This is a genomic window from Janthinobacterium sp. PLB04, from assembly GCF_021165895.1.
Taxonomy (GTDB): Bacteria; Pseudomonadota; Gammaproteobacteria; order Burkholderiales; family Burkholderiaceae_D; genus Janthinobacterium; species Janthinobacterium lividum.
In genome coordinates, this window is sequence record NZ_CP088968.1 from 4,060,950 (window position 1) to 4,079,989 (window position 19,040).

15 protein-coding genes are annotated in these 19,040 nt (G+C 56.5%); 6 read left to right on the top strand and 9 right to left on the bottom strand.

Going from position 1 to position 19,040, the window contains the following annotated elements:
- Positions 1-77: 77 nt before the first annotated feature.
- From LSO07_RS17950 to LSO07_RS17960, 3 genes are read right to left on the bottom strand one after another with little or no spacing between them, the layout of a single operon-like run.
- A complete protein-coding gene (locus tag LSO07_RS17950) occupies positions 78-878 on the bottom strand; it encodes an alpha/beta fold hydrolase (protein WP_034784409.1) in 801 nt (266 codons plus the stop codon).
- A gap of 58 nt (positions 879-936) precedes the next feature.
- Positions 937-1,632: an HAD family hydrolase gene (locus LSO07_RS17955; protein WP_151096040.1), complete on the bottom strand. Its 696-nt coding sequence runs from the start codon at positions 1,630-1,632 to the stop codon at positions 937-939.
- Between the two features lie 21 nt (positions 1,633-1,653).
- Positions 1,654-2,415 carry a sulfite exporter TauE/SafE family protein gene (locus LSO07_RS17960; protein WP_034756294.1) on the bottom strand — a complete coding sequence of 254 codons (762 nt, stop codon included), beginning with the start codon at positions 2,413-2,415 and terminating at the stop codon, positions 1,654-1,656.
- A 151-nt stretch (positions 2,416-2,566) separates the two neighbouring features.
- Between LSO07_RS17960 and LSO07_RS17965 the strand changes: the two genes are divergently transcribed.
- The gene (locus LSO07_RS17965) at positions 2,567-3,490 is read left to right on the top strand and encodes a LysR family transcriptional regulator (RefSeq protein ID WP_151096043.1); all 924 of its coding nucleotides are present in this window, start codon (positions 2,567-2,569) and stop codon (positions 3,488-3,490) included.
- A gap of 3 nt (positions 3,491-3,493) precedes the next feature.
- On the opposite strand, the gene LSO07_RS17970 is transcribed toward LSO07_RS17965, so the two are convergent.
- A complete protein-coding gene (locus LSO07_RS17970) occupies positions 3,494-4,015 on the bottom strand; it encodes a GNAT family N-acetyltransferase (protein WP_151096045.1) in 522 nt (173 codons plus the stop codon).
- A gap of 44 nt (positions 4,016-4,059) precedes the next feature.
- Positions 4,060-4,509, bottom strand: coding sequence for a ComEC/Rec2 family competence protein (locus LSO07_RS17975; RefSeq protein WP_191909706.1), 450 nt, complete (start codon positions 4,507-4,509; stop codon positions 4,060-4,062).
- A 1,758-nt stretch (positions 4,510-6,267) separates the two neighbouring features.
- Here LSO07_RS17975 and imuA point away from each other — a divergent pair.
- From imuA to LSO07_RS17990, 3 genes are read left to right on the top strand one after another with little or no spacing between them, the layout of a single operon-like run.
- The gene (imuA, locus tag LSO07_RS17980; RefSeq protein ID WP_151096048.1) at positions 6,268-7,011 is read left to right on the top strand and encodes a translesion DNA synthesis-associated protein ImuA; all 744 of its coding nucleotides are present in this window, start codon (positions 6,268-6,270) and stop codon (positions 7,009-7,011) included.
- On the top strand, positions 6,944-8,413 hold the full coding sequence (locus LSO07_RS17985; protein WP_151096051.1) for a Y-family DNA polymerase: 1,470 nt from the start codon (positions 6,944-6,946) through the stop codon (positions 8,411-8,413). The genes imuA and LSO07_RS17985 overlap by 68 nt, the downstream gene beginning before the upstream one ends.
- A gap of 3 nt (positions 8,414-8,416) precedes the next feature.
- Positions 8,417-11,581: an error-prone DNA polymerase gene (locus LSO07_RS17990; RefSeq protein ID WP_151096054.1), complete on the top strand. Its 3,165-nt coding sequence runs from the start codon at positions 8,417-8,419 to the stop codon at positions 11,579-11,581.
- A gap of 184 nt (positions 11,582-11,765) precedes the next feature.
- On the opposite strand, the gene LSO07_RS28425 is transcribed toward LSO07_RS17990, so the two are convergent.
- From LSO07_RS28425 to LSO07_RS18005, 3 genes are all read right to left on the bottom strand, one after another.
- On the bottom strand, positions 11,766-12,545 hold the full coding sequence (locus tag LSO07_RS28425) for a RuvA C-terminal domain-containing protein (RefSeq protein ID WP_318526591.1): 780 nt from the start codon (positions 12,543-12,545) through the stop codon (positions 11,766-11,768).
- A 160-nt stretch (positions 12,546-12,705) separates the two neighbouring features.
- Positions 12,706-13,938 carry a phospholipase D family protein gene (locus tag LSO07_RS18000; RefSeq protein WP_151096057.1) on the bottom strand — a complete coding sequence of 411 codons (1,233 nt, stop codon included), beginning with the start codon at positions 13,936-13,938 and terminating at the stop codon, positions 12,706-12,708.
- A gap of 598 nt (positions 13,939-14,536) precedes the next feature.
- Positions 14,537-16,849 (bottom strand): AAA family ATPase, encoded by a 2,313-nt coding sequence (locus LSO07_RS18005; RefSeq protein WP_151096060.1) that lies wholly within the window; start codon positions 16,847-16,849, stop codon positions 14,537-14,539.
- Positions 16,850-17,067: 218 nt separating this feature from the next.
- Here LSO07_RS18005 and LSO07_RS18010 point away from each other — a divergent pair, with 218 nt between their 5' ends.
- A complete protein-coding gene (locus LSO07_RS18010) occupies positions 17,068-17,730 on the top strand; it encodes an SOS response-associated peptidase (protein WP_151096063.1) in 663 nt (220 codons plus the stop codon).
- Positions 17,731-17,836: 106 nt separating this feature from the next.
- On the opposite strand, the gene LSO07_RS18015 is transcribed toward LSO07_RS18010, so the two are convergent.
- Positions 17,837-18,058: a type VI immunity family protein gene (locus tag LSO07_RS18015; protein WP_151096066.1), complete on the bottom strand. Its 222-nt coding sequence runs from the start codon at positions 18,056-18,058 to the stop codon at positions 17,837-17,839.
- A 242-nt stretch (positions 18,059-18,300) separates the two neighbouring features.
- Between LSO07_RS18015 and LSO07_RS18020 the strand changes: the two genes are divergently transcribed.
- The gene (locus LSO07_RS18020) at positions 18,301-18,705 is read left to right on the top strand and encodes a hypothetical protein (protein WP_151096069.1); all 405 of its coding nucleotides are present in this window, start codon (positions 18,301-18,303) and stop codon (positions 18,703-18,705) included.
- Positions 18,706-19,040 lie beyond the last annotated feature (335 nt).

Consider the following 19,040-nt stretch of genomic DNA (forward strand, 5'->3'; position numbering starts at 1 on the left):
CGCGGCCCGGATGGCAGGATTTTACGCGAAAATCCGCCGTTGTTGGCCCCCATCCCCTGAAAATCCTTGGCGATATTCTATTGCTTCGCCAGCAATGCCGTGATCATCTCGCGCACCACTTGCGCCGTCAGTTCCGGGTTTTCCATGGGAAACAGATGCCCGCCCGGCACCTGGCGGAAAAACTTGCCGACCAGCTTGCGCGTGGCCTTCAAGCCCGCTTGCCGGCATTCCACCGATTCCGTGCCGCCAATAAAACCGATGGGAACAGGAAAACCGTCCTTGACGAGACCGCCGATGTGGTGCGGCAGGCTGCGGTAGACCTGCGTTTCCACTTCGCGCGTAAAGCGCAGCTGCACCCCTTCCGGATGGGGAACCAGGCCGCTGTCGATGTAGTCGCGCAACACATGCGGCGCCCAGATGGCGAACATGTCCTTGGCCGCGAAGTGTTCATACGCGGCTTGCGCGTCCGGCCACAGCTTGCGCCGCCGGGCGGAAAAACGTGACGGCGAGAAGCGCTCGCCCAGCGCCGTGTTGCGCGCCAGCCGCACCAGCAAGGCGCGCCAGCCCGCCACCACGGGCGAATCGAGCAAGACCACGCAGCGCACCAGGTCGGGCCGCTGCTTGGCCACCATCACGCTGAGCATGCCGCCGAGCGAATGGCCGACGAGAATCACGGGCGCGCTGTAGCGCCGTTCCAGCTCATCGATATACTCGCGCACCAGCTCGGGCCAGCCCGTGCTGACGGGGTAAGCGGGGTCGTGCGCATGCATGTCGAGCGCCTGCACGGTGTAGTGCTGGCCCAGCAAGCCGAACAGCTTGCGGTAGGTGCCGGCAGGATAACTGTTGGCGTGGGCAAAGTGCAGTTGCGGGAGAGTCATCGTGGGACGGTGCCGGTGAATGCGATAAACAATTGTAATGGCATGCCGGCAAGACGTATCAGAGGAAGGACTCTAATTGCCGGGGCGCATGGGCCATGCCGGGCACGAACGCCGCCAGCACTTCGCCCAGCTCGGCATTTGAATCCACCACACAAAAAGCGTCGTCAAACGCATGGTGCCGGTTCATGGGATTGCGCACGACGATGCATTCCAGCCCGGCCGCGTTGGCGGCGCGCAAGCCGCGCGGCGAGTCTTCCACGGCCACGCAGTCGGCGGCGGCCAGCCCCAGGCGCTGCAAGCCCAGCTGGTAGCCGTCGGGCGCCGGTTTGCTTTCGCCATACATTTCCCGCGTCAGCACGAAGTCGAAGTGGCCAAGCAAGCCCGTGGCAGCATGGCTGATGTCAAAGTGCTGCGCATACGCGCTGGTGACGACGCCCATCGCCACATGCGGGCGCAGCGACGCCAGCACTGGCCCGATGCCGGGCATGGCCAGCTGGCGCGCCTGGCGCAGGCGCTGCGCGAACAGCACGGTGCGCTCGGCCCGCAGGCGCTCGACCAGCTCGATGGCGTGGCCCTGCCCCAGCAGCACATGCCAGGCGCCGTAATTATTGTCCAGGAACCAGTCAAAGAATTGCTTCGGCGTCAGGTCTATGCCGTAGGGCAAGAGCAAGTCGCGGTTGCTTTCGTAAAACAGCTGCTCGGTGTTGACCAGCACGCCATCGTTATCCCACAGCACGCCCTGGATGGTTTTCATGGCTTGTTGTCGTTCAAAAACTTACTTGAAGAAGATGTCGTAGGACAACTTGACGATCAGCAGCACCAGCAACACGAGGAAGAGGATGCGCACGAAGGCGGCGCCGCGGCGCACGGCGATCCAGGTGCCTGTCAGCGCGCCCAGGATATTGCACACAGCCATCGGTGCGGCCACGGCGTACACCACGTGGCCGGCAGGAATGAAGAAGGCCAGCGCGGCCACGTTGGTGGCGATATTCACCAGTTTCGAGCAGGCCGAAGCGAGGATGAAATCGAAGCCGAAGACGCGGATGAACAGGAAAATCAGGAAGCTGCCCGTGCCCGGCCCGAACAGGCCGTCATAAAAGCCGATGGCGCCGCCGATGACGATGGCGAGAATACGTTCGCGCGGCCCGATGGGGCGCGCCTCGCGCGTCGTGCCGAAATCCTTCTTGATGAAGGTGTAGATGGCCATGATGATGATCAATACCAGCACCATGGGGCGCACCACCTGTTGCGGCACGTAGGACACGGCGGCCGCGCCGATGAAGGACATGACGAAGGCGCTGGCCACGGCCGGCAGCACCAGCAGCCAGGGAATGTGCACCTTGCCGACAAACGAGCGGGCGGCAAACGTGGTGCCGCAGGCGGACGCCAGCTTGTTCGTGCCCAGCAAGGAGGTCGAGGCCATGTTCGGCATCAGGTTGAACAGGGCCGGCAGCTGTATCAGCCCGCCCCCGCCCACGGCGGCATCGATCAGGCCGGCAAAGAAGGCAAATAAACACAGCAGCGAGATGGTCAGCATGATAGGCAGTAAGGAATGGGCGACAGCGGCAGTATAGGCGCCGTGAATTTTTCCGGATGCAACTTCATATTGCGGAAAACGCAATCAGGTGTAACGCTTGACGGAATGCGCCCCATACGGTCTACTGGCCTCTTTTGCCGGGAGCCGCACGATGTCGATGAAACTGATGTGGGAGATCCGCGCCTTCTGCACCGTGGTCGAAAAGCGCAGCTTCATCCACGCGGCGCGCATGCTGGGACGCTCGCCGTCGGCCGTCACGCGCGCCATCCAGTTCCTCGAAGACGCCATCGGCGCCGAGCTGATCCTGCGCACGCAAAAGCAGTTCACCCTGACGACGGCCGGCGAAACGTATTACGCGTCGGCCAAGCACTTGCTGGAAACGCAAGCCGAGGCGGAAGACCAATTAGCGGAATTGAGCAATTCGCCGCAAGGCTGGGTACGCCTCTCGGCACCGGAAATCCTGTCGCTGGGATTCTTGCCGAAAGTGGTGGCGCAATTTTCGCGCGACTACCCGAACGTGTCGGTGGACATCCACTTCTCGGACAAATCGATCGACCCCATCCAGGAAAAGCTGGACTTCGCCATCCGCGGCGCGTTTCCCCAGTCGAGCGAGCTGATCGGCTATCCCCTGTGGAATTACCGCCGCTACATGTATGCCTCGCCCGACTATATCGAGCGCATGGGCGCGCCCGGGGAACCCGAAGAGCTGGCCGGCCACGACATCATCATGCACTCGGCCCCCCGCATCCTGCGCGACTGGCATTTCGTTTCCAGCGAGCGCAACGTGCGCTACCAGGTGCAACCGCGTTTCCGCTTCACCTCCGGCATCGCCACCTTCCAGGCCGCACTGGAAGGTGCCGGCATCGTGCGTCTGGCCAGCTGGCTGGCGGAACCGGCCGTGGCCTCCGGCGCACTGCGCCGCGTCTGCACGGCCTACCGTCTCACGTCGTCGAAGGAGCTGGACCCCAGCATCCACGCCGTGTATGGCACCTCGCGCATGGCCAAGGGGGCGCGGCTGTTTCTGGAGTATGTGCGGCAGCGGGGGCTGGAAATACCGGATGAACGTGTAATTTAAGGACTATTTCCCGACGATAGCATCGCTATACACGGCAAACTGCGCGCCATCGAAGTCAAAAGCGGCCACCTCATACATGCCCAGCCGTTCATGCGCGCGCAGCGAACCTGGATTGTCGCGCCGGATGAACAGCACCGCCTCGGCGCCCCCATGCTGCTCGCGCATGGCAGAGTACAGCAGCGCCAGCAAACCCTGCCCCCGCTCCGAATCCGCAATGCAGACGGGGCCGTACACATAGGCGTTGCCACTGCCCGCATACGCGGCCAGCATGGCCAATACCACGGGCGCCTGCGCAGCGGCTGGCGCCGCGCTGAACAACACGCCAACGACAGGTCCGTCCGCTACGCGCCGCGCCACGATGACGGGCGACGCGCCATCCGCCATGCTGGCCACCTTGTCGCGTGAAAACTCGCCCGTCAGACTGCCGCCCTGCGAGGGGGAATTGGCTTGCAGCAAGACTGTGATGGAGTCGATGTCGGCGGCCTGGGCCGTGCTGACAAGATAAGGGTGGCTGGAATGGCGCAATCTGGACTCCTGGGACGATGTTGCGGGAGCGTAGCATGAAAGCGCTAGCGCCCATGCCAGTAACGCGGCCGGCTGGCCCGATACAAGGTCACGCCGATACCATCGCCAAACGCCAGCACCACCGCTCCTTCCACATCCGTGCGCAGCCGCGCAATCCCCATGTCCCCATAGCGCGCATACACTTGCGCCTTCGGATGCTTATAACGGTTCCTGTGTCCCACCTGGAAAATCGCCAGGGTCGGATGGACGGCGTTCAAGAACGCCTGTGTCGACGAGGTGCCGCTGCCGTGATGGGGCGCCAGCAATACGTCGGCGGCCAGGTCGCCCTCCGCCGAGCGCGCCAGCAATTGCACCTCTTGCGCCGCCTCGATGTCGCCGGCCAGCAGGATCGAGTGATTGCCTGCCGTGATTTTCACGGTGCAGCTGCGGGCGTTCGGCGTCAAGCCGATGTCCGTATGGCTGGCCGGCAGCGGGTGCAGCATGGCGAAGTGCACACCTTTCCAACAACCGCGAATAGACAGGGCATGGACACAGCAGTTTTCCCTTTAAATACAAGGGGCTTAGCTCATCTTGGAGTGTCCATGGCCATCGGTTAAAAATACTTGAATAATCTCAGGATATGTCCATGGTTAGAAACTGGAACTTTGCCTGTTTTGTTTAGTCTTGGCAGCTTACTGGCAATCGCAAGCCGAGATTAGCTGAAAACCGCTTGGAGAACTTAACGCAATTATCGACGGCGCGTGTAAAGACATGGCAACGATGCCGCGTGACCGGAAAAATCTAAAGGACAGTACAAGGCTCGAGAATGACCTCAACACCGCCGTGCGAAAGGTGCTTGGCGCTTTTTTAGTAGTGGTCAAGTGTGACGTAGGTGACCAGTCGCTCGGTGGAGCAACTTTAAATGGCAATCCCGGCGAGCGGGATGCCGTTATGGGCGGGGATGAGCGCACGGTGAATGCAGATTCTGGGCGTTGATTGCGGCGAGCCCTGGTGGCGGGCAATTCGTCGAATGGCTAGCTGAGCAAGCAATTGGCGATTTCAGAGAGGCGTTAAGAGATTGAGGAGCGGCTCGAGGGGAGGTCAAAGGACGAATCCCCTAGGAGCGAGCGGTAAATTATCAAGGAAGTTGTATTATGAACCCCGCGGTCTGGCCCTTAAAAAATCCTTGTGAAGCTGGCAAATGCTTCTTTTTAAGGTCATACCTCAGGAGTTTTCGAGTTAACGAAAATAGTCCGGCATGTAGAAAAAACATGTCTTTCGGATGCGTAATCTGAATAACTACCTGCGGACCAAAACTGGCCAGGCGAGTCCTTAGCTCGTCACCCCACATCTGCAATCTTCCATCGCGAACCAATAACGGAGATTCGATGCGTATGGTCTTGCAACGGAGTTCCAGACCGAGTTGCACTGCCTTAGCAGAGACCTCACAGAGCTCCGTCCTGCTGGGAAATCTCTTCCACATGTGCAGGGCTAACACATCCGTCTTGACGTCTACAGCTATCCAAATACCACCACCTGGCACGGGGAAATATTGAATTGTTGCCGCAAACACAAAAAAGGCGAGCGCAGCCGAGATAACTGAACCGGTACCTAAAATGTTGGGGGAGTAATTATGAGTCCTGGACAACCATAACCAGGGGCCAACAAATATTAAAAGGTGCAGTATCAACGTCAGAAAAAATCCGCAATTGTAAACTCCCTTAAATACCTTCAAATGCTGCTTACTTGACATCCATTTTTGACAATAAATCAGACAATTCTCCTTACCGCAAACCGAGTCCAGAACGGTCGCGCAGTGTTCAACTCCGCTGCACATCACGCCAAAATAGCACTTCATCATTTCGGCGTCAGTGGCCGAGGCTCTCTTGCAAGTACTCAGTACTAATACCAACCCGCTTTACTTTTTTGGAGCGGAATTGTCGTAGGGCATCCTATCTTCGACGGGATGCAACACATCAATCATAACGGGAATATAGTTGCCTTAAATCACTATATTGTACTGTTAATTCGAATTTCTATAGTTGTAGACCACGTAGCTTCGGCCACTCCAAACTCAACAAACCTGCCGATTCCAATGAGCCAGTCCGTACTGGAAAATGGCGCTTCATCACCACAAGACAATTCCACCTAGATAATGTTGCTTTTTATACAATAAAATCAAGAGTGTTTTTTTTCATCTCCTGAATTATACTGTATGCATGTACAGTATTTTTGCAAAAACTCTGCCAACCCTAACCACGTGACCAAATTCAATGCTGTGCCCACCCCTCATCCAAAGCGAGTCAACTCGCGCTCTTCTACAACTGCCCCTGCAGGATGTTTGGCGTGCGAGCGAACTTGCATTGTCTAGGTCTACGACCTGCACGACCGGCCATGCGGTTTTGGATGCGGAGCTGCCAAACGGTGGATGGCCTAGGTCCGCTTTGGTGGAGGTACTGCTTCAACAGGCGGGTATCGGCGAGATGCAGTTGCTCAAACCTGCTCTCGCCAAGTTGGCAACTACGCAACGCATCGCATTGATTCAGCCGCCATATCTACCGCATGCCATGACATGCAAATCCTGGGGGCTTGTTGACCGCAATCTGCTTTGGCTTCGGCCGAGCAGGTCGGCCGATGCGCTCTGGTCAGCGGAACAAATTTTGAAAAACGGCTCGTGCGGGGCCGTCGTGCTTTGGCAGTCGAACGTCCGCGCAGAGTCCTTAAGGCGGTTGAACCTGGCAGCCCAAAGCACAGACACCTGGCTGTGGCTGATGCGGCCGCTTTCCAGCAGTGTCGACTCGTCGCCATCACCGCTTCGAATCGGGCTTCGGCCGGCTCTAGGCGGTGTGTCGGTGGACATTATCAAACGTCGGGGGCCTCATTGTGACAACCCCTTTTTTATACCGCTTGCGGACATGCCCGCTGGTCGTCAGCATCTGGATGTAGACCATGAAATTACTGTTAAGCGTGTACCTTCCACTACTGCCATTAGAAACGCTGCGGCCATCTTGGTCTGAGCCAGGTCCGTATGCAGTAATGCATCAGGAGCAGGTCACGGCGATATCACCCGGTGCCGCGGACAGCGGCGTACGCTTGGGGATGCGCATTGGGGGCGTGTCGGCCATCGCACCTGATACGGTGACACTTGAGCGCAGTCTTGAGAAGGAGGCCTTGGCGCTGGACGCCATCGCCATGGCTCTGTTGCAGTACACCCCCGAGGTGACGCTTCAAGACGACTTCTCTATCCTGATGGATGTGAGCGCCAGCCTGCGTTTGTTCAAAGGGTCACATGCCATCTGCGGGGCCATAGCCCGCAGTATTGCTGCGCTGGGTTTCACCGCGCGCCTTGGGGCGGCGCCTACCGCGCAAGGGGCGTGGCTGCTTGCGCGGAGTTTTCGCCGCAAAGGTACCGTGTTCCGCCGGCGCGCGCTGACTATGAAATCGTTGGAACGCTTGCTCGACAGACTGCCGTGCGGATTGCTACCCGCCGCCGCGGCATACGACGAATGGCTGGCCGGCATCGGAGCCAAGAACCTCGGCGCATTGCAACGTCTGCCACGCACAGGTCTACTTCGACGCACTAGCAAGGACCTGCTTGCGGACCTCGACCGCGCCTATGGCCAGGCGCCGGAGATGTTCGAGTGGATTAAAGTCCCGTTGACGTTCTCAGAACGAGTTGAGACCTTCGACCGTATCGAACATGCTGATGCACTGCTGCATGGCGCGACGCGACTTATCCTCCAACTCGTGGGTTGGCTGACGTCACTCCAACAGGCGGTTCGTGTTTTCACCGTCGTTTTGGAGCATGAGCGCGGACGTGCGGCAATGCCTCCGACTGAACTGGAAATCGCGCTTGCGGAGCCAGCTTGGCACGAGGCCCACTTGGTGCGATTACTCAAGGAGCGCCTTAGCAAGGTTGAGCTCATCGCGCCGGTTATCGCATTGCGGCTCGACGCCAAAAAAATCGAACCAATGCTTCCTCCTAACGAGTCCCTGTTCCCAGAGCCAGGTGGGTCGCCACAGGACTTCCATCGGCTGCTGGAGCTGCTTACGGCACGCCTCGGGGCCGAGAACGTGCTGACCCCGGCGGCAATGCAGGATTACCGGCCCGAGGTCTGCAACGAATGGGTGCCACTTACGGAAAAGTATCGCAAATTGGATGGCGATGAAGTCCTGGAAGGACGCCCGTTTTGGCTCCTGCCAAAACCGATTCCACTGTTGATGCGGGGCGAGCGGCCGTTCTACGGGAGCCCGTTGAAAATTATTCAAGGTCCGGAACGTCTCGAGGCCGGATGGTGGAACGACCAAACGGCGGCACGCGACTATTTCATTGCGCAGGGCACCGACGCGTCCTGCTACTGGGTCTATCTCGAACGGACGAAAGAAGCCCGCTGGTATCTGCACGGCCTGTACGCCTGAGCCATGAGCGCATCCTACGTCCCATCGCCGGGTCCAGTACTGCCAGACTATGCCGAGCTTCAGGTTTTCAGCCACTACACGTTCCTGCGGGGAGCGTCGGCTCCCGAGCAGCTGGTCGCGCGCGCCGCAAAGCTCGGGTACGCCGCCGTTGCGATTACAGACGAATGCACATTGGCCGGCGTCGTTAAGGCCCACATCGCCGCCAAGGAGCTCGGAATCCACCTTGTCATCGGCAGCCAGATGACTGTGACACCGGAGGATGGCAGTCCGCCCTTCGTTCTCATCATCTTGGCGACGAATAAAAATGGATACGGGAATCTCAGCGAACTGATTACCGTCGCGCGGACCCGTACTGAAAAAGGTTCCTACCTAGTCCTGCCCCGCGACATTGCCATGCCGGTTGGCGACCTGGTTCATCTTCGATGTCTGCCGGATTGCCAGTTCATTCTTGCTCCAAAATATAACGCAAGCTACGAAGAAATCGAACGGCAGGCCGCGTGGTTAATCCAGTGCGTTCCCGGTCGCGCCCGCATCGCGCTCACCTTGCACCACCGCGCCCAGGACGAAAAGCATCGGCAACTGGTGTTCGGTATATCCGAGGAATTCGGGATGCCCGTCGTAGCAACCGGTGACGTCTGCATGCACGTTCGTTCATACAAGCCGCTTCAGGACACGATGACCGCCATCCGCCATGGCGTTCCGGTCGCGCAATGCGGGTACCGGCTGGCCCCAAACGCCGAGCAACATCTGCGTTCCCGAGTACGCCTGGGTAACCTCTACTCGCGGGAAGCGCTTGATGAATCGGTCCGGGTCGCGCAGCTTTGTGAATTCTCACTCGATGAGCTGCGATATGAGTATCCGCAAGAATTGGTTCCCGACGGCGAGACGGCGACGTCGTACCTGCGCAAAGAGGCATACATTGGCGCGCACTGGCGTTTTCCGGCAGGCGTCCCTGAGAACGTTCAGGCGCTATTGGAGCGCGAACTAGGCATCATCGCCGAACTCCAGTACGAATCGTATTTTCTAACGGTATTCGATATCGTGCGGTTTGCCAGGTCGCAGCACATTCTCTGCCAGGGCCGTGGCTCGGCCGCAAACTCGGCTGTATGCTATTGCCTGGGCGTCACGGAAGTGGACCCGTCGCGCGGCACGCTATTGTTCGAACGGTTCATCTCAAAGGAGAGAAACGAGCCGCCGGACATCGACATTGATTTCGAGCACCAGCGGCGTGAAGAGGTCATTCAGTACATTTACAAGAAATACGGTCGGATGCGGGCCGCCCTTACCGCCGTAGTCATTTCGTATCGACCGCGCAGCGTGCTACGCGATGTCGGAAAGGCCTTGGGCGTTGACCTCTCGGTCGTCGATAAGGTCGCGAAGGCCTCACACGGTTGGGGTGGGAAATCGGACCTTCAAGAGCGCCTGGTCTCATGCGGCTTCGACCCAAACTCACCCATCGCTGAGAAGTGGGCGGAGCTGGCCGACAGGTTGATGCGATTCCCACGCCACCTTTCACAGCATCCAGGAGGGTTCGTCATCTCGCACACCAAGTTGTCCAGGCTGGTGCCTATCGAAAACGCTGCGATGGCGGAACGTAGCATTATCCAGTGGGACAAGGACGACATCGATGCCGTCGGTCTCCTCAAGGTCGACGTGCTCGCACTCGGGATGCTGTCGTGCATTCGGCGCGCACTTGACTTAGTGTCTGAGCAGCGTGGAGCGCGGTTCGAACTAGGTGACGTTCCGGCTGAGGACCCCGCGACATACGAGATGATTTGCCAGGCCGACACGGTGGGCGTATTCCAAATCGAGTCGCGCGCGCAGATGTCGATGCTGCCGCGCCTTCAGCCCCGGACGTTTTACGACCTCGTTATTGAGGTTGCCATCATTCGTCCTGGGCCAATTCAAGGCGGCATGATTCATCCATTTTTGCGCCGCCGTCAGGGTATCGACCCGGTGTCGTATCCGAGTCCTGAAATCGAGTCGGTCCTTGAGCGCACCTTGGGCATTCCGATTTTCCAGGAACAGGTCATGCAAATCGCCATGGTTGCGGCAGGATTTTCACCTGGTGAAGCTGACGCCTTGCGCAGAGCTATGGCGGCATGGAAGCGCAAAGGCGGTCTCGAGCAGTTTGAAGACAAACTCATGCACGGCATGGCGGAACGTGGGTATACCACCGAGTTTGCGACATCAATCATCGGCCAAATCAGAGGATTCGCCGAGTACGGTTTCCCCGAGTCTCATGCCGCCTCTTTTGCGCTCTTGGCGTATGCATCGAGCTGGCTGAAGTGCCATGAGCCAGCAGCGTTCCTGACCGCGCTGCTGAACAGTCAGCCGATGGGGTTCTACTCGCGTTCCTCCCTCGTACAGGATGCTTGCCGCCACGGCGTGGAGGTGCGCCCTGTCGATGTGTCCGTTAGCAACTGGGATGCACAGCTTGAATTCATTGCAAAAGGTTCGCAGCCGGCCGTTCGTCTGGGCCTCAACAACATCAAAGGCCTCGAGCAAGAGGCGGCCTGGCGCATTGAGGAGGCGCGCGCCATCCAGCAGTTCGAAACCACGGCCGACCTGGCATCACGGGCGAATCTGAGTGCAGGCCACCTTAACGCACTGGCGAGCGCCAATGCCCTGGAATCGCTGTCAGGCAATCGCCGCCAGGCACTGTGGGAGGCAGTTGCCAGCGTGCCTGACAAAGGGCTCCTACGGTCCGCTACGGTGATTGAAGAGCCTGTCAAAATGGACGCGCCGAGTGAAGCCGAAAATATCGTGGCCGACTACAGGCATCTGGGACTGACACTGGGACGCCACCCGCTTGCACTCCTGCGCCCGCGACTCGCTGCAATGAAGTTCCTACCTGCGGAAATCTTGAACCAGTTTGACAATGGCAGGCTCGCCCGAGGTTGCGGCATCGTCACGGTTCGCCAGCGGCCGGAGACCGCCAAGGGTGTGATATTCGTGACCATTGAAGATGAATCCGGTACGGTGAACGTCATTTGCTGGCCCAACCTGGTGGAGCAGCAGCGCAAGGAATTGATGGGCGCCAAGCTACTGGGAGTTTATGGCGTGTGGCAGTGCGAGCGCAACGTACGACACCTGGTTGCAAAGAGGCTTGTGGACCTGAGCCATATGCTCGGGGAGTTGGACACCAAGTCGCGGAATTTTCATTGAATGCGACGGGTAATGGCGAGGTCCAGGTACTTAAGGACCTTCGAGCAGCGGCTGTTACCGCCCCAAAGCAGACATAGATGGTCATCGGTCATTGCGTAAGTCAGCGGAATTCGCTGTGTCAGCTCACACACTCGCAGGCAGATAGGCGGCGCTGGGCGCCCTCTAGGAACATCGTCGCCCACACTTACAGTTTGGTAAGTGCAAGTTTGATTCCATCAGCCACAGTTACGCCGAATGGAATGCTCTTCAACGCAGTCGAAGCTTCTTCTTTCTCGTACCCTAAAGCTAACAGAGCATGCAGGATGTCTTCGCGGGTTTCATCGTAGGCCCTTCCCGTGGAAGGCTTTTGATGAGCAGACGGCGGATACTCAATCAAAGGAAGTGTACGTTTTGTCACGTCATCTGCAGGAATCCTGTCGTAGATAGTGTCCAGGACCAGTTCATGCACTGCTTCCAGCCTGTTACGTACCGAAACGATGTAGCGAACGTCAGCCCTTGCTATCTCTAAATCAATGCGCTTATATCGATGGATGATTCCGTTCCTGCTGGACCTCGTTTTCACTTTGATGTACGCGTCGGCACGCAGCCCGAACCAATCCGCGTGTGCATATCCATTGCGAATTGTCGCGGCTAAGTTGAGGTCCTTTTCCAGCTCAACAACCTCACCGTCGGGCAATCGTGCTGCACCATGCGCAATCGCTTGGCCGTACAGATGAACCAAAGCGCGGGCTTTGGCTGTGTATCCCATTTCAGCTAGGAACACATCGAGCCGTTCGTCTTGGTCAGGGTCGCGAAGAATCATCTCTCTTGAGAAGCTACCGATTAAGTCTTCCAATGAGTTAAAACACATGACAATCCAACCTATCTCTTCCGCAATTCCTGAAAGATATTCGTTTAACTCCTTTTCAGAAGCGACAGTTTCAGGGTGGTTATCGTAGTCGGAGTGAAAAATCTCCTTGCTCATGGCACATTGACCTCGTTAATTTTTTAGACAACATTAATGTAGAGCGAAAAGCACGTATTTCTATCCACTTTTGCCACTACCATCGGCATCGCTAAAGGCAGAAAACGCCCCTAAACGGACGCTCATAACTACCGCTGCTCCACTAAAAAAATGTCGGAACTTACTTGATTTCTTCGTAGAACAATGCGTCCAGCATCGCGGCTCTGCTATTCCAAGCCTTGGCTTCCTTCTCGTTGCTGGGCATGACCGAGTTCCACCATGGCGACCCTTGAAGCCTCTTCACAACTTCAGTCCAGTACCTCTCATAATCCAGCTTATCCGCTCGCTTCATGCCGACATCTTTTGCCAGCTTCTTAAGGTTGGCCCCGTCCACGCACAAGAAAGTATCTGGCCGTTTCATGGATAGTAAGCGGGTGGCTGTCCCGAGACCGTCTCTACCGTTGGGGAAGGCTTTGAGGTACTCGGTGATAAAAGTATCGTACTCAACCTTGGTTACTGCCCCTTTAGAAGGGATGGAATCTAGTGCGATGGAGAAGGCTGGTTCACTCGCGTTCATCTGCTTGTAGAACTTGCCAGCTCCGACCATGCTGCCGAACCACTCGGAATTCATGATAACCTTGCTTCGCAGGCCCGCGATTCCGAGCCGCTCTTGGAACGGGATGTCATTGAAGTGCTGGTAGCTTGCGAATTCGCGGGCCACGGTGTCCAGCAAGGTAAGGCGTTCATCGAAGCCGTGGGTCTTGTCTTCCTGAATCCGTGTGTAGAAGGTCTTCCAATCCATGGACATCACGGGAGAGTCAATTTCGGGCTTTGTGGCGGGCATGCCTCCAAAGGTGCCGTCAAGCTTCTCTCTAACTTGAGTTTTGAGCTTCCACATCCTGCGGTAAGCATCGGCATCCTCCGGGCCTATGGTCCTAGCATCGGACGCGTAGCCCTTGATGACATGTAGGACCTCACTCAACAGTTCTGGCGGGCCATCTGCATGGGTAATGAGGATGGACAGCTCACTGTTATTAGTGATGGCTCCAGCGGTGAGATTGGCGCTTCCTATGAGCACTTCCCATTTAGTATCGTCCCAGAATGCGAATACTTTGGGGTGAAAGACTCCATGAGGCTGCAACACAAACTTGACGGTGGTGGAGTCAATGAACTCGTTCAGCACGTCGGGGTCGGTCTGGTAAAAGTGCGTGCCGATGACTGCGCCACGGATTCTCGTCCTGGCTTCCGTTAGGGAGGCGAAGACGTCGGTTCCCGCTGATGCCCATGCGGTGCCAAAGCTGATGTTCTGATACTTCTTGATGAGCCGAATCAAGTTGGACCTGAGCGCCGTATTGGTTGAAATGAGCTTCATAGAATCTTTCTTCGTTTGAATCGCCACGATTTCAATAGACACTGCTGTTCTCTTACAGGTATCCACTTCTATTCGACGGCTCCACTCACGAGATGGCGAACTCCATACGATTTAGCACCCAACCCGAAGAGCTGCGCAAGGGACGCCAATAGTACCGCGTGTTCGCCGCTATCAATGGCGTCCATCTCATGGACAGGCACCAAAGTCACCTCCGGGTCAGCAGCGCCGGCTCGAACAAGAAATCCAAGGGCTTCGCCTTTCAGCCACACGGCAACGTAAGGCACCACGGATGTCGGTCCTGCGGAATACCGTTTTTGGGCATAGGTTGATTTACAAAGACAAGCAGCCCGTGCGCCTTTGTCGGGTGAAAAAAGCGCAGAACGTAGGCTCCGAAAGCGTGACCTTGGACCACCATTGTGTCTGCGCCACTTTGGAGTACCAGCTTTTTCGTTCATCTGATGAATACCAAACTCGACGACTCCGGCACTATCGAGCTGGCAAAGCACTATGTTCCATGACATAACTTCTCCCTGGAGCGTCGACTGACGCATGACCGATGCCGCCTCACAGCGGATATTATGTAGCTTGATTTTTATACTTTTTGGTCATGCTCCTCGAAGCTACCTTTTAGAACAGAAAATCAAAGCGACTTAAAGCTGCGAATCTGTATAAAGCCAAGGGCGCCTTTCGCGAACGGAAGTAATTCGGCTTCGTTAACTTCGGTTCTCGGGAACCCGCCAGACGTGTCATGGTGAAACGCAGCGGCAAACTCGTTAAAACTCATAAGTTCGGGAAGAAGGGACTGCAGCCTTACCAAAGAGTTCGGTACGGTTGCGTTCTTAACGAGGTCTAACATTTCTCCAACCGTTTGCCCCTCCTTGAATTTCTTCGGGAAACATCGGTGTAAGTGTCCTTCAACGAGAAGGCGCAATGATTTGGCGACCTCAAACAGGGCAGTTGACGGTTCGGCATTGACAAACCGCTCGACTAAGACATAGTGCTTGTAATACTCCGAAGAACAGTAGTCGTCCAAATCGAAGTTGTCTAGGTAGCTGTAGTCCTCGGCGTCGCGATGCAACGCCAGTTCAACAGCTTCGCCTAATTTTTTCCTACTAACCCTCTTCTTCAACTCGCGAAGAAAGTGAGCGTCATGCCCTAGAGCGATGACTTGAGCACACTCCGCCACCATTTTAAGTACACCCTCGATAGTATTGTGCCTCCGGTGCTTGTCCAGACTAGTGAATACATCATCTAAGACCACGGTCGCCCCGGCTCTATTGGGAGCCGCGAAAAGCTTAGCAAGAAAGAAAGCGAATGCAAGGGTTCGCTTATCCCCCTCGCTCAAAGCCGAATGGAAAAGGAGCTCACCTCCTGCGCCAGGGCCAACATTTACCCGCGCCCCGCGAACTTTCAGGACATACTCGGAGCGCAATCCGCCGCCTTTATAGGTCGGTGCTAGTTGCTCAATCTGAAAGGGTGTCGCAAACCTGAGCAACCAATCATTTATAGACCGCTGAAACTTTGTCAGTGTTTCAGCCATAAGCTTGTCCAGCTCAGCACGAGCGGCATCCTTTGCCATCTCCGCCGCTTTGTAGTCAGCACGCGTAATCTTGACCGCATCGATTAGGAGAATTGACTTATCGTCATAGCGATTTTTGCGAATCACCAATTGACCACGCTTGATGGTCAAGGCGTCCAAATCGGGCTTAGCGAACTTCGCCTTATAGTTAGCAACCATCTCATTAAGCGCGGTGATTTCAACATTGTATCGCGCCGCCATGGCAGAAAGAGCATCAAGTTCAATCATGGCATTAGCAAAAGGCGCTGGGTCCAGCGCGTCCAGCGGATTGCGTTCCTTTGCCTCAACTAGCATTAGCAACTCCGCATTTATCCTTTTTAAGGCCACTAGCGCATTGTCAAAGTTGAGGGGCGGCACCTTCTGGATTCCGAGGCCCTCTGCCCACACGCTGAACAGACCCTCATTGAATTCGGGAGTAGCTTTCCAGGAGACCAATTGCCTATCCGTGAGGCGACTGTTCACGCCCTCTCGGAGGAACGAAATTCGCTGAAGATGGTCTGAGTAGGAGCCGTCGAAGTACGCCCTATAAGCCTTCAGCAGCTCCAACTGACTCGTTTCTTGGCCACAAAAAGGACACTCATTGTCTGGCTTGTGCTCCAATCCCTCAGAGACCCAACGCTCGGTGCTTGAGCCGTTATGCTTCGCGAATTGCGCTTTAGCCAATTCCTCAGCTTTGACGGCCAGACTCTCAAAAGAACTTGCAACGACTTCAGGGAGCCCATCAAAGTTGAAAGCGGGGACTACTACTGTTTTGAACTCTGGGCGATTTGCAATCTGGTCGGCCGCACGGGATTCTCCAATTTGTTTATCAATATTCGCGAGCTGTTGGTCAACATCGTCAAGAGGTGCGAGGGCTATAAACTGGTCGACCGTATGATTTCCACGGAATCCAACAAGCGCACCTTCTGCCGCAGTTACTTTGCCAGCGCAGTCTTTCTGCAAGGCCGCTTGCTGTTCAAACGTTGCTCGCTCAGCTACAGCGGCATCACCCAGCGCTAATGTCAAAAGCGCTTCACGCTGCTCGGGTAACACTCCCGTGCTTGCAAAGACGTTGCGTTCGACAAAGGCTTGGTTGAAAACGTGTAGATTAGGCTTTGGGCCCTTCCATAAAGTGCCGTCGAACTCTGCGTTGAAGGCTCCGCTTGGTGGATTAAAGCGTAGTATGACTTTCTGTGCCGTGGTCGAGCCAACCGTTTTGCGGGTTACAACGTCGTTAACGTTCGCATCCGAGCAGGCAAGGAGTAATGACGATAGTGTCGATTTGCCGCGGGCGTTGTCTGCGTAGATGAGCACAACCTTTTGCAGGTCTACGGATTTGGGCACACCCTTCTTAATGACACCGACATTGTCGATGCAGATGACCTTCTCAAGCATAGTCCTATTTCTCCCTCGGACGGCGTAGTGTAATACGTGGACGCTACTAACAATGGTCAGTTCCGACGTCTGCTACTGGCCGATTGTACGTTATCCTATCACTATCATACTTAATATTTTCCGGCAGGAAATGTGAGTAGGCAAGCGTAAACGAAAGGTATCACTCCGACCCAATTGCCAGATAAAATCGAATATATGCATTCAAATCGGAGAACGCCATGTGCGTCAACTACGTGACTGTCTCACGGCAACTGGCCTTCGACTTCTTCCGCACGTCAATGGAGGAAAGCGACCATTGGCGTGATGAGCTCTATCAGGACTACGTTGGTCCAATCATCGTTCATGACGAAACCGGCAATCGCGAAGGTCTAACTGGCACATACGGGTTCATCCCGAAGCGGCACATGCCACCCGGCCAGCGCCTCACGACGATGAACGCCCGTGCCGAAACCGTTGGCCAGTTGAGGACGTACAAGTCCGCTTGGGCCAAGTCTCAACTTTGCCTCGTTCCAATGGCCCGCTTCTTCGAGCCAAACTGGGAACAACCAACGCATGTGCGATGGTCTATTGGAATGGCCAACGGAGAACCATTTGCCGTCGCTGGCCTCTACCGGGAATGGGTCGAGGAGGATGGGAAGAGAGCATTTTCGTTCACCCAGCTAACCATTAACGCCGACGACCATCCCTTCATGAGCCGCTTCCATCGACCCGGCGAGGAAAAGCGTTCGTTAGTCATTGTCCCAACTAGCGATTACGACGAGTGGCTTGGTTGCAAAGACCCAGAACGCGCGAGGACATATCTTCAGCCGTATCCGGCCGACCTGATGTGTGGAGAGCCGGCACCGAAGACACCTGTTGTCAAGCAACGTGAACTTTTTTGAGCGGAACGCTCTCGCCAAATTGGCGTAACGGGCAGGTTCAGTTGCTATTTCTCGGCGTGGCAATCATTGGAGACATTGCTGGCGGTTTGCCGGGCAACTAGGTAGGTCATGGGAAGAGCCCCACCGCTACTGCCAACCGCGCGGGCATCGGCGAGTCAGCAGGCGCGGCGTCGGGTTGGGCGCAGCCTTCGATGACAAGTCCAGTCCCATAGTTGAATAGGCCAAACCAGTCCATCGGTAATGCCGAACGAATGGCCGATATACCTCCGACTTTTTCCAGATAATCATTTTCTATCGCTGTGAGCCAGCCTACGGTTTTAATGCCCAAGTGAAGTGTGCCACCAGCGTTGCTTGGTCAACCACGAGAAGAACTAAACCACTAAACGAGAGCGCCCCAGGAAGACGCTACACTACCAAACACCGGCTCAACGATTTGAACAGTGTGTTGCGACGACCGATTGAATCCGCAACCCAGCATGACCATTCGAGGATATTCATCGCCGCCTTCTAGGCCGAGAACTCGACGCTGGAGTATGATGGCGAGAGGCTAATATCGATGCAAAAGGCACTATGAATATTGAACTCGGCGATGAGCCGCAAGACGAATCGGAAGCGGCGCTCTTTGCCGCGCTGCCATTAGATTTCCCACGTCCAAGCAACTCAGGGGCCGTTTCAGGCGCTCAGCCTAAATTTTCCATGAATCGGTACCAAGGCCGTTTTTACAGCCCTGGCTGCTCGCCGCCGGAGCTACTCGAGCGCTGGAACAACTGCGAAGACCTTGCGCAACAACTCGCCGTATCGTCCCTTGACTCCAAGGCTGGGAAACGCTCGCACATGTCAGAGACTGAGATTCTCGACCAATATTTGCCGCGGCTGATTGCAACGGGCTGGGTGTCCGAGCCAGAGGCCAAGTGGGTAATGCGCCGAACCGCCGAACTGGTCGGATGGCAGGCTCCCCCATCCGCCGCTGGTTAACGAAAGCCGCACTCAGGCGGCTTTCGTCCAGCTCGTTGAGGCCCGACCATCACCGGATGAATCAGTTGTTGAATGAGCTTTCGCTAGCGGCCCGGGGCGGGAGTTAGCAAAGGCGTCAACGAGCAAGCCACGACTTGCCTAGCGCCTCGCGTGAGGGCCACGTAGAGGTGTTGCGCAGTCATGCGCTCGGGCTCAAGAATGACCGCAACATCGGCCTCCAGCCCTTTCAGTAAAAGTGTGCTTCCAACGGCGCGCCGGCCCAGCGGCCGACCCAGATGGTGGTTGCGCTCGCGCATCTGCATCGCCGCGCCAGTAAACCCGCCTTCTCCCCAGCT